General features: G+C 72.5%; 10 protein-coding genes and 1 pseudogene. 7 read left to right on the top strand and 4 right to left on the bottom strand.

The annotated features are described in order from the left end of the window. The 5 genes and pseudogenes from ABD296_RS33030 to ABD296_RS33010 form a co-directional block, all read left to right on the top strand. Positions 1-209 (top strand): annotated as a pseudogene (locus tag ABD296_RS33030) (glycerate kinase); the annotation flags it as partial. Between the two features lie 119 nt (positions 210-328). Beyond that, a complete protein-coding gene (locus ABD296_RS33025) occupies positions 329-1,141 on the top strand; it encodes an SAM-dependent methyltransferase (protein ID WP_344276287.1) in 813 nt (270 codons plus the stop codon). Between the two features lie 156 nt (positions 1,142-1,297). Continuing rightward, positions 1,298-2,413, top strand: a complete 1,116-nt coding sequence (ald, locus tag ABD296_RS33020; RefSeq protein WP_344276284.1) for an alanine dehydrogenase — start codon at positions 1,298-1,300, stop codon at positions 2,411-2,413. A gap of 35 nt (positions 2,414-2,448) precedes the next feature. Next, the gene (locus tag ABD296_RS33015; RefSeq protein ID WP_344276281.1) at positions 2,449-3,048 is read left to right on the top strand and encodes a histidine phosphatase family protein; all 600 of its coding nucleotides are present in this window, start codon (positions 2,449-2,451) and stop codon (positions 3,046-3,048) included. 76 nt (positions 3,049-3,124) lie between these two features. Beyond that, positions 3,125-3,424, top strand: a complete 300-nt coding sequence (locus ABD296_RS33010; protein ID WP_344276278.1) for a metal-sensitive transcriptional regulator — start codon at positions 3,125-3,127, stop codon at positions 3,422-3,424. Here ABD296_RS33010 and ABD296_RS33005 read toward each other — a convergent pair. Next, the gene (locus ABD296_RS33005; RefSeq protein ID WP_344276275.1) at positions 3,408-4,013 is read right to left on the bottom strand and encodes a MarR family winged helix-turn-helix transcriptional regulator; all 606 of its coding nucleotides are present in this window, start codon (positions 4,011-4,013) and stop codon (positions 3,408-3,410) included. The two genes, ABD296_RS33010 and ABD296_RS33005, sit on opposite strands and share 17 nt — an antisense overlap. A gap of 115 nt (positions 4,014-4,128) precedes the next feature. Between ABD296_RS33005 and ABD296_RS33000 the strand changes: the two genes are divergently transcribed. Continuing rightward, positions 4,129-5,694 (top strand): DHA2 family efflux MFS transporter permease subunit, encoded by a 1,566-nt coding sequence (locus ABD296_RS33000; RefSeq protein ID WP_344276272.1) that lies wholly within the window; start codon positions 4,129-4,131, stop codon positions 5,692-5,694. A 15-nt stretch (positions 5,695-5,709) separates the two neighbouring features. Here the strand turns inward: ABD296_RS33000 and ABD296_RS32995 are convergent, their stop codons facing one another. From ABD296_RS32995 to ggt, 3 genes are read right to left on the bottom strand one after another with little or no spacing between them, the layout of a single operon-like run. After that, entirely contained in the window at positions 5,710-6,627 is a 918-nt protein-coding gene (locus ABD296_RS32995; protein WP_344276269.1) for an oxygenase MpaB family protein, read from the bottom strand. Positions 6,628-6,682: 55 nt separating this feature from the next. Beyond that, positions 6,683-7,042, bottom strand: coding sequence for a divalent-cation tolerance protein CutA (gene cutA, locus ABD296_RS32990; protein WP_344276266.1), 360 nt, complete (start codon positions 7,040-7,042; stop codon positions 6,683-6,685). 52 nt (positions 7,043-7,094) lie between these two features. Then, entirely contained in the window at positions 7,095-8,966 is a 1,872-nt protein-coding gene (gene ggt, locus ABD296_RS32985) for a gamma-glutamyltransferase (RefSeq protein WP_344276263.1), read from the bottom strand. Between the two features lie 362 nt (positions 8,967-9,328). Between ggt and ABD296_RS32980 the strand changes: the two genes are divergently transcribed. Then, positions 9,329-11,065 (top strand): APC family permease (locus tag ABD296_RS32980; RefSeq protein ID WP_344276260.1); only part of this gene is annotated, 1,737 nt, incomplete at its 3' end.

Raw genomic sequence — 11,065 nt, 5'->3', positions numbered from 1 at the left:
CGGTGGACCGCGACGGCGCGCCGGTGATCGCGGTCGCCGGGCGGCGCGGGCTGACCGGCGAGCGGCTGCGCAAGGCCCGGATCCAGGCGGTGTACGCGCTCGACGACATCGAGCCGGACGCCGAGCGCCGCGTCCGGCGGGCCGGGCCCCTGCTGGAGCAGCTGACGGTCGCGATCGCCGACGAGTGGCTGCCCGCCCCCCGCCGGTGACGCCCCGGAACGCTCCAGCGAACATTCCACAGCTTCCGGACGGCGGGCGGAGCCGACGTCTAGGATCATGGGCGGCGGCGGCATCCGGAGAACTCAACAGCGGGACGAGGCGGACGCACATGGCGGACGATCAGCAGTACGACTGGGCATCACTCGGCATCGACGTCACCAAGCCCAGCATCGCGCGCACCTACGACGTCGTCCTGCGCGGCAAGGACAACTTCGAGGTCGACCGGGCGTTCGTGGACCAGATCGTCAAGATCGTCCCGGAGATCTACGACGTGGCCGACTACAACCGGCAGATCCTCGGCCGCGGCGTGCGGTACCTGGCGGGCGAGGCCGGGCTGCGCCAGTTCCTGGACCTCGGCTCCGGGCTGCCGACCGTGCAGAACACCCACCAGGTCGCCCAGTCCGTCGCGCCGGAGTCCCGCGTGGTCTACGTCGACAACGACCCGATCGTGCTCGCGCACGGGCGGGCGCTGCTGGCCGAGAACGAGCGGACGACGGTCGTCACCGCGGACGTCCGCAAGCCGGAGGAGATCCTCGCGCACGACGACGTCCGCCGGCTCATCGACTTCGAACGCCCGGTCGGGGTGATGCTCGTCGGCATCCTGCACCACCTCCACGACGACGAGAACCCGCAGCGGGTCGTCGACACGCTGATGGACGCGGTGCCGTCCGGCAGCCACCTGTTCATCACGAGCTTCTGCGCGTCCAGCCAGGAGGCGGTCGACGCCGAGGTGCAGTACCAGGGGCTGCTCGGCACCGGCCGGTTCCGCACCCCCGAGGAGATCGAGGGCTGGTTCGGCGGCATGGAGCTGCTGGAGCCGGGCTTGGTCCCGTTGCCGCTGTGGCGTCCCGACGAGCCCGTCCCGGACGAGCTGACCGTCGGCCACCGGCTCATGTACGGGGGCATGGCCCGCAAGCCCTGACCGGCGTCGGCACGGCGACCTGGGGCGCTTTACATCCTGTCATCGGAAACAACGATGACTTTGCAACCTGCACATGGCACGGAGGGGTCCGCGCAACGCACGCTGTAGGCGTGCGCACCGGCGTACGTCCTGGTCAGCGTTGACGGAGGGTCCCCCGTGAAGATCGGCGTCCCGCAAGAGATCAAGAATCACGAGTACCGGGTGGCCATCACCCCGGCGGGCGTGCACGAGCTCACCCGGCACGGCCACGAGGTGTTCGTGGAGAGCGGCGCCGGCCTGGGTTCGCACATCCCCGACGACGACTACACCGCCGCGGGCGCCAAGATCCTCGACGGCCCGGACGAGGTGTGGGCCGAGGGCGACCTGATCCTGAAGGTCAAGGAGCCGATCGCCGCGGAGTACCACCGGATGCGCGCCGGGCAGACCCTGTTCACCTACCTGCACCTCGCCGCGTCCCGCGAGTGCACCGACGCGCTGCTGTCGGCCGGCGTGACCGCGATCGCCTACGAGACCGTCCAGCTGCCGGACCGCTCGCTGCCGCTGCTGGCCCCGATGTCGGAGGTCGCCGGACGGCTCGCCCCGCAGGTCGGCGCGTACAACCTGATGGCCTCCAACGGCGGCCGCGGGGTGCTGCCGGGCGGCGTGCCCGGCGTCGCCCCCGCGAAGGTCGTGGTGATCGGCGGCGGCGTCTCCGGGCTGAACGCCGCGCAGATCGCCGTCGGGATGGGCGCCGACGTCACCGTCCTGGACCTCAACGTCGATCGGCTCCGCCACATCGACGCGATCTACCAGGGCCGGATGCGGACGCTGGTGTCCAACGCCTACCTGGTCGAGCAGGAGGCCCGCGCCGCCGACCTGGTGATCGGCGCGGTGCTGATCCCCGGCGCCAAGGCGCCCAAGCTGATCTCCAACGAGCTGGTCGCCGGCATGAAGACCGGCTCGGTCCTGGTGGACATCGCCATCGACCAGGGCGGCTGCTTCGAGGACTCCCGCCCCACCACGCACGACGCCCCCACCTACACGGTGCACGGCTCCACGTTCTACTGCGTCGCCAACATGCCGGGCTCGGTGCCGAACACCTCGACGTACGCGCTGACCGGCGTCACCCTCCCCTACGCCGTGCAGATCGCCGACAAGGGCTGGCACCGCGCCCTGCACGAGAACGCCGCCCTGGCCAAGGGCCTCAACACCCACGCCGGCGAGCTCGTCTACGACCACGTCGCCGAGGCCCACGGCCTCCCGTACACCCCCCTCGCGTCGATCCTGGACTGAGCCGGCCGCCCCCGCGGGCCGTTAGGGTGGTGATCGTGGGGGAGCTGATCATTCTGAGGCACGGCGAGACCGAGTGGAGCCGGGACCGGCGGCACACGGGACGCACCGACCTGCCGCTGACCGCGCGCGGCGAGCAGCAGGCCCGGGCGCTCCCCCCGCTGCTGGCGAAGCGGGACATCGTCCGGGTGCTGGCCAGCCCGGCGGAGCGGGCCCGGCGCACCGCCGAGCTCGCCGGCCTGAAGGTGGACGAGCACGACCCCGACCTGTGGGAATGGGACTACGGCGGCTACGAGGGCATCACGACGGCCGAGATCCGGCGGGACCGGCCGGGCTGGTACCTCTGGAAGGACGGCGTGGTCCCGGGCGACGCCGAGCACCCCGGCGAGACCGTCGAGCAGGTCGGCGCGCGGACCGACGCGGTCCTGGCGCGGGTGCGGCCGCTGCTGGCCGACGGCGATGTGGCGCTCGTCGCGCACGGGCACGTGCTGCGGGTGCTGACCGCCCGCTGGCTCGGGCTGGAGCCCGCGCTCGGGCGGGCCTTCGCGCTCGCCACCGGGACGCTGTCGATGCTCGGCACCGAGCACGGCCACCCGGTGATCACCTCGTGGAACGTCCCGGCCGATCCGACCGCATAAAATACCCCTCGGGGGATCTCCCCCGGCGGGGCGTCCCAGGGACCCGCGCGGCCCCGGAGTGATTGCGAGGACGGAGATGGCGACCGGCGAGACCCCCACCCGCGGGTACACCGCCACCAAGGACCAGCTGCAGACCCGGCTCGCCCGGATCGAGGGGCAGGTCCGCGGCATCGACCGGATGGTGGCCGACGACCGCTACTGCATCGACATCCTCACCCAGATCAGCGCCGTCCAGGCGGCCCTGGACAAGGTCGCGCTCGGGCTGCTGGACGGGCACGTCCGGCACTGCGTGGCGGAGGGGACGCAGGAGGGCAAGGGCGAGGAGATGTCCACCGAGCTGATGGCGGCGGTGGGACGGCTCATGCGCCGCGGCTGACCCGGCCGCCGAGCGGGTCCTCGTGCGCGGCGCGCTCCATCATCTCCACGAGGGTCCGCCAGCCGTGCAGGAAGTGCTCGCGCTCGACCGGGCCGAGCGCCTCCAGCGTCATCCGCAGGGGCCGCAGGCGCCGCAGGGCGAACCGCTCGACGAGCTCGCGGCGCCCTTCGTCCAGGCTGACGATCATGCGGCGGCGGTCCCGCTCGTCCGGGCGCCGGTCGACGAAGCCGCCGCGCTGCAGCTCGCCGACGAGCTGGCTGACCGTGGCGGGGCTGAGCCCCATGTGCCGGGCGAGCACCCCGACCGGGACGGGGCCGTTCAGCACCAGGCGGATCAGGACGGGGACGTGCCGGGGGCCGAGCCCGGCGTCCTTGACCAGGCCGATCAGCTCCTCGGCCTCCTCGTGCGCCGCCGACCCCTTCATGCCGCGGAACATCCGGCCCATGATCTGGACCATCGTCTCCAGGTCGGCGTCCACGGCCGCGTCCGTACCGGCGTCCGTACCGGCGCCCACATGGGCGTCCGCGCCGGCGGGCGCACCGTCCGGTGCGTCACCGGCCGTGGCGGACGCGCCTGATTTCCCGGACATACCTTGAATTTCAACACATTCCGTGCTGCAGTGTAAATACGTTGAACTTCAAGGCGTTTCAAGCTTTCAGCAACGGGGACACGGGGCAACCGGAGCACACACGAGGGGGCCGACCATGGCCGAGAGCCCGCCCACCGACCTCGCGCCGCCGGGCGCGTCCGCCGCCACCGAACGGCTGGACCCGCAGGTGATCCTGCTCGGTCTGGTCATCGTGTCCGGGACCGTCATGGCGATCCTGGACACCACCATCGTCAACGTGGCCCTGCAGACGCTCGGCAAGGACTTCCACGCGAGCCTGTCCACCATCCAGTGGACGATCACCGGGTACACGCTCGCGCTCGGCACGGTGATCCCGATCACCGGCTGGGCCGTCGACCGGTTCGGCGGCCGCCGGGTGTGGATGCTGTCGATCGTGCTGTTCGTCGCGGGGTCGGTGCTGTCCGGCGCGTCCTGGAACATCCAGTCGCTCATCGTCTTCCGCGTCCTGCAGGGGCTCGGCGGCGGCATGCTGATGCCGACCGGCATGGCCATCCTCACCATGGCCGCCGGGCCGAGGCGGATGGGCCGCATCATGAGCATCGTGGGCGTGCCCATGCTGCTCGGCCCGGTGCTCGGCCCCGTGATCGGCGGCTGGCTGGTCGAGGACGTCGACTGGCGCTGGATCTTCTTCGTGAACCTCCCGGTCGGCGCGCTCGCCTTCGCCCTCGCCTGGTGGAAGGTGCCGCACGAGCAGGAGGGGCAGGGCGGGGGCGGCTCCTCGGCGCTGGACCTGCGCGGGCTGGTGCTGCTGCCTCCGGGGTTCGCGCTGCTGATCTACGGGCTGTCCACCGCCAACAGCAACGGCGGTTTCGGGAACGCCTCCACGATCGCGTGGCTGGTCGCCGGCGCCGTCCTGGTGGCGCTGTTCGTGCTGCACAGCCTGCAGCGGCGCGAGCGCGCGCTGATCGACGTGCGGCTGTTCGCCGACCGGACCTTCGCGACCGCGTCCGTCGCGGTGTTCCTCGTCGGCATCGCGCTGATGGGCTCGATGCTGCTGATCCCGCTGTACTACCAGACCGCCCGCGGCGAGGGCGCCCTCGCGGCCGGGCTGCTGCTGGCCCCGCAGGGGCTCGGCGCCGCCACCGCGATGCCGTTCTCCGGGATCGTCACCGACAAGCTCGGCGCCGGGCGCATCGTCCCGTTCGGCATCGTGCTGCTGGTGGTCGGCACCATCCCGTTCGCGCTGGTCGGCGCGCACACCTCCTACTGGTTCCTCGGCGCCGCCCTGTACGTCCGGGGCCTCGGCCTCGGCTGCACGATGATGCCGACGATGTCGGCCGCGCTGACCACGCTGGCCCGCTCGGCGGCGTCGCGGGCGAGCAGCACGCTCAACATCCTCGTCCAACTCGGCGGCTCGGTCGGGGTGGCGCTGCTCGCCGTCATCCTGTCGCGGCAGATCGGCTCGCGGCTGCCGCAGGCGGGCGGCAACGGCGGCGCCGGCGGGGTGGGCCAGATCCCCGACCGGATCCGCGAGCAGGTCGCGCCGAAGCTCGCGGACGCGTTCGGGACGACGTTCTGGGTCTCGCTGGTCCTCACCGCGGTGCTGATCGTCCCGGCGCTGCTGCTGCCCAAGCACGGCTCGCACGCCGGCGACGGACCGGACGCCGCCGCGAAGGGCGACGCTCCCCCGCCGATGGCCTGACCGGGCCCGGCACTCTCAGGACGCCATGGACCAGCCGGCCAGGTCCTCCTCGTGCGCACGGGTGAGGCGCCTGGCCCGCTGGGCGTCCGGTGAGTACCGGAACCGCTCCGGGACGACATGGGTCGTGCGGTACAGGCCCTTCAGCGCAAGTGTCGCGGCCAGGTCGGACGTCGGCAGCCCCGGCAGCCCGTACATCCGGCGGGCCCAGCGCGGCAGCGTCGACACCACCAGCACCGCGACGCCCGGCGCGGCCAGCTTCAGCGGCATCAGGTGCTGCGGGACGGCCGGGCTGAACATCCGCTTCAGGCCCTCGCGGGCCTCGCGGCACGCGAAGATCTGCCGCCGCATCCGCTCGTAGTACTCCTTCATCTCGGCGACCGAGCCCGGCACGTCCGCCGGGTCCAGGCCGACGACGGCTGCGGCGCGGCGCTGCTCGTCCACGAACGCGTCGGCGTCCGCGGCGGTCAGCGGCACCCCGGCGCGGCGCGCCACGTCGAGGTAGGAGTCGACCTCCCCCATGTGCACCCAGAGCAGGTTCTCGGGGTCGTCCACCGGGAACGCCTCGCCGGTGCGCAGGTCGAGGCCGGTGAGCTTGGAGTGCAGCTTGCGGATGCGGCGCCCGACCCGCTCGACCTCGTCGTGCGTCCCGTAGGTGCGCACCCGGACGAACTCGACCGTCCGGCCGAGCCGCGCCCAGGCGGCGTCGGGATTCATCAGCTCGGAGTTCTGCGCGGTGCCCCACATCGTGCGGGGATGCAGCGCCTGCAGCAGCAGCGCCCGGATCCCGCCGACGATCAGCACCGGCTCACCCATCACCTGCCAGGTCACCGAGCCCGGCCCGAACAGGCCGTGGTCCTCGCCGTCCCCGCCCTCGCGGACCTCGGACTCCTCGCGCACGTCGACCGCCTTCCTCTCCGCGGCCGAGGAAACCACGCCGGCCCCGGTAAATGAAGACTTACCCGGCTATGGCGTCCGTCACACGCCGGCGCTAGTCGGCGGGCTCGTCCACCGCGTCGTCGCGCTCGGCGGGCTCGGTCTGCTCGGCGACCCAGGCGAGGTAGTCCAGGCTGCCCGCCACCACCGGCGTCGCGATGATCTCCGGGGAGTCGTAGGAGTGCATCTCGGTGATCATGCTGGCCAGCTCGTCGAAGCGGTCGGCGGTGGTCTTGAACACCACCATCCACTCCTCGGCCGACTCGATCTCGCCCTCCCACCAGTAGGTGCTCGCGATCGGGCCGACGAGCTGGGCGCACGCGGCGAGCCGTTCGGCGACCGCCGACCGGGCCAGCCCGGCCGCCTCGGACCGGGCGTCGGTCGTGGTCGTCACCTGCACGTAAGACTGCGCCATGAGACCACTACTTCCCTCTCCCCGCGCCGTGCACGCGTGCCCGGGGAGATCATCACGGGCGGGCCGGCCGGACGACCATCGCGCTGCCGCCGCCGCGCCGGACCGGCTCGGCGACCGCCTGGACGAGGCCGGGCCGCAGGAACTCCAGGCCGGTGGCCGCGCCGATCACGCCCGCGGGCGGGCCGGGGAACACCTCCAGCCGGTGCCCGCGCGCGGCGAGGCCCCTGCCGTACCGGTCGATGAACGCCTGCTCGGCGAAGACCTGCGGGGTGTTGCGCTGGGTGGCGCGCGGCGCGGCCAGCGCGGTGGGCAGGTCCATGCCGAGGTCGATCCGGTTCACCAGGATCTGCAGCACGGTCGTGATGATCGTGGACCCGCCGGGGGTGCCGAGCGCCAGCCGCGGCCGTCCGTCCTGGAGCACGATGGTCGGCGAGATGCTGCTGCGCGGCCGCTTGTGCGGTCCGGGCAGGTTCGGGTCGGGCAGGCCGCCGGGCGCGGACGGCGTGAAGGAGAAGTCCGTGAGCTCGTTGTTGAGCAGGAAGCCGCGTCCGGGGACGGTGAGGGCGCTGCCGCCGAACTGCTCGATCGTCACGGTGTAGGAGGCGACGTTCCCCCACTTGTCGGCGACGACGAGGTGGGTGGTCTGCGGTCCCTCGGCCGCCAGCACGCGGGTCTGCGTGCCGGGCGGGACGCACGGCTGGTACGCCCCGTCGGGGCTGCCGGGCGCGACGGGAGCGGTGGCGGCCTGGTCCGGCTTGATGAGGCAGGCGCGCTCGCGGGCGAACCCCTGCGACAGCAGCTCGTCCAGCGGCACCTTCACCTTGTCGGGGTCGCCGACGTAGGCGCCCCGGTCGGCGTAGGCGAGCTTCGACGCCTCCAGGTAGTAGTGCAGCGCGGTGACGGGGTCGCGCGGGTCGAGGCGGAAGTTGCCCAGGATGTTCAGCGCCTCGCCGACCGTGGAGCCGCCGGACGACGACGGCGGCTCCCCGTACACGTCGTAGCCGCGGTAGGCGACGTGCGTGGGCTGCTTGGACAGCGCCTTGTAGGCGGCCAGGTCGCCGGCCTTCATGACCCCGGGCCGGACCTTCCGCGTCGCCTTGGGGTCGACCGGCGGATCGGCGATCGTCCGCACGATCTCCTTGCCCAGTTCACCCCGGTAGAGCCAGCCGATGCCGTGCTTCGCGATCTGCCGGTAGGTGTTCGCCAGGTCGGGATTCTTGAAGACCGAGCCGACGGCCGGGGGCTCGCCGCCGGGCAGGAACAGCTTCCGGGTCGGGACGATGTCGCGGAAGCGGTCCGCGTTCACGGCGGTCTGGTCGTGGAACTCCTGGTCCACCACGAACCCGTGGTCGGCGACGTTGATCGCGGGCTGCAGCAGCGTGCTCAGCTTCCGGGTGCCGAACCGGCGCAGCGCGAGGTCCCACTGGGCGAGCGTGCCCGGCACGCCGACGCTGAGCCCGCTGGTGACCGCGTCGGCGAAGGAGAGCGGCTCGCCCGTCGCCGGGTCGATGAAGTAGTCCTCCTTCATCGACGCCGGGCCGAACTCGCGGCCGTCGAGCGCGGACACCTTGCGCGTCCTGGCGTCGTAGTAGGTCATGTATCCGCCGCCGCCGATGGCCGACACGTACGGTTCGGTGACGCCGAGGGCGGCGCCCGCGGCCACGGCGGCGTCCATCGCGTTGCCGCCCCGCTTGAGGATCTCCAGCGCCGCGCGGCTCGCGTCCGGGTCGACCGTGGACACCGCGCCGCCGTAACCGGTCGCGACGGGCTGCTTGGGCGGCGGGCGGTGCCCCGGCGGGGCCGCCGCGGCGGCGGCCGGGGCGGCGGTCGGGACGGCCAGCGCCGCAGTGACGGCGACGGCGGCGGCGAGCGCGGTGCGGCGGAGGGCTCTGGAAGGCGAGGGGCGCTGTGCTGGGCGGGACACCGAACCTCCTGTGGGACGCGGCGTCCCTACGGTGCCACCGATCTTCGCCGATGGCCACCGTCCGCACCGGCCGACCCCGGCCGTTCCGGCGGCCTCCGGGCCGCGACTCGAAAGCGCTTTCCTTCGGAATGGCGGTTATTGGTGGGAACGGTCCACTAGAAACGGACTCGGTATCCGCCCCTCACCTGCGGCTCCTTCCGCCATACTGGCGGACCATGGTTCGGCAGGATCCGACAACAGACACCCGACAGCAATCCGCCGTAAAACGTTGCGATTATGGTCATACCTGGTGAATTCTTAGGGACTTCGACCAACCGTCTCTCGCGAACAGCGGCGCGGGTTCGGGCCAGGGGGGAACACCTATGACCTGGGACGTCCGCACGCGCAACACCATGTTCCGCCGGCTGCCGGTGGAGCAGGCGACCGGCCGGCTGTACGGCGGCCGGCACCGGCTCCGCGTCGTGTACCGGACCCGGGACCTGGTCGTGCTCGGCCTCGGCGTGATGATCGGCTCCGGCATTTTCAAGATCTCCGGAGAGCAGGCCGCGACCACCGCCGGCCCTTCCGTGATCATTTCCTTCCTGATCGCCGGCGGCGTCTGCTTCCTCGCCGCGCTGTCCTACGCGGAACTGTCGTCCATCGTCCCGGTGGCGGGCAGCGCCTACTCGTTCAGCTACGTCGCGTTCGGCGAGATCTGGGCGTGGGTCGTCGGCTGGGCGCTGGTGCTGGAGCTGCTGCTCGCCGCGTCGGTCGTCGCGCGGGCCTGGTCGCTGTACGCCGCGCAGGCGCTGGCCGACTTCGCCGTGCCCGTGCCGTCCTGGCTCGCCGGGATCATCGGGCAGGAGAAGGGCTTCGACCTGTTCGCGTTCGGCATCCTGGTGCTGCTGATCGCCATGCTGGCCACCGGCAGCCGGATGAGCCTGCGCAGCCTGTGGTTCATGGTGATGGCCAAGCTGATCGTGATCGGGCTGGTCGTGGCGACCGGGCTGAAGTTCTTCCACGCCGGCAACCTCACCCCCTTCGTGCCGCCCGAGCGGCCCGCGCCGCACGGCGCCACGACCGTGCTGGACGCCCTGCTCGGCGCGGTCACCGGCAGCCACCCGGGAGTGTTCGGGATCTGGGGGATCTTCGCCGCCGCGCCCGCGATCGCGTTCGCCTACATCGGCTTCGACCTGATCGCCACCGCGTCCGAGGAGACCGACGACGCGCCCCGCAAGGTGCCGCGCGGGATGCTGACCAGCCTCGCGATCGCCGTCGTGCTGTACGTCGCGGTCGCGGTCGCGATGGTCGGCATGGTCTCCCCCGACCGGCTCGACCCCGCCAAGCCGCTGCTGGCGACCGCGTTCGGCCTGGCCGGCGCCCAGTCCATGGGCAAGATCATCGACATCGGCGCGGTGCTGGCGCTGACCACCGTGATCCTGGTGGTGCTGATCAGCCTGACCCGGGTGGTGTTCTCGATGTCGCGGGACGGGCTGCTGCCCCGCCCGATCGCCGGGATGAGCCGCTACCGGGTGCCGTCGAGGGCCACGCTGGTCGCGGGCGGCGCGGCGGTGGTGATGTCGCAGAGCGTCAACGTGCTCACGCTGGAGCAGATGGTGGTGATCGGGACGCTGTTCGCGTTCCTGTTCGTCTCGGCGGGCGTGCTCGCGCTGCGCCGCGCCCGTCCCGACCTGCACCGCCCGTTCCGCGTCCCGGCCGCGCCGGTCACCGCCGCCGCGACGATCCTGGCGACCGGCTGGCTGATGCTGAACCTGAAGGTCCAGACGTGGGGGTACTTCCTCGTCTGGATGACCGCGGGCGTGCTGATCTACCTGGTGTACGGCCGGCGCAAGAGCCAGATGAAGCTGCTGTTGGACGCCGCGCCGCCCGAGCGCCCGGTGGCCGCCCCGATGGACGCGCCGCCGCCCGGTGTGGCGCCCCTGGACGGTGCGTTCGGCGGTCCGGCGCCGGCGGGCGGGTTCCTGGCCCCGCCGCCCGGGCGGTACGGGCGGCCGAACGTCCCGGCGCCGGAGAGCCCGTACCCGACGGGGCGGTACTCGGCGGGCCGGCGGCCGAGCGGCCCCTACGCCGGTGAGCCGCATCGCGGTGAGCCGCACGGG

The organism is Actinomadura napierensis (assembly GCF_039529375.1).
Taxonomy (GTDB): Bacteria; Actinomycetota; Actinomycetes; order Streptosporangiales; family Streptosporangiaceae; genus Spirillospora; species Spirillospora napierensis.
This window is presented reverse-complemented; position numbering and strand designations above follow the sequence as displayed.

What these genes read in the sequence shown, in the direction of transcription:
- ABD296_RS33025 (WP_344276287.1), top strand. Translation starts at nt 329, where the DNA reads ATGGCGGACGATCAGCAGTACGACTGGGCATCACTCGGCATCGACGTC.
- ABD296_RS33010 (WP_344276278.1), top strand. Translation starts at nt 3,125, where the DNA reads ATGGCGACCGGCGAGACCCCCACCCGCGGGTACACCGCCACCAAGGAC.
- ABD296_RS33005 (WP_344276275.1), bottom strand. Translation starts at nt 4,013, where the DNA reads ATGTCCGGGAAATCAGGCGCGTCCGCCACGGCCGGTGACGCACCGGAC.
- ABD296_RS33000 (WP_344276272.1), top strand. Translation starts at nt 4,129, where the DNA reads ATGGCCGAGAGCCCGCCCACCGACCTCGCGCCGCCGGGCGCGTCCGCC.
- cutA (WP_344276266.1), bottom strand. Translation starts at nt 7,042, where the DNA reads ATGGCGCAGTCTTACGTGCAGGTGACGACCACGACCGACGCCCGGTCC.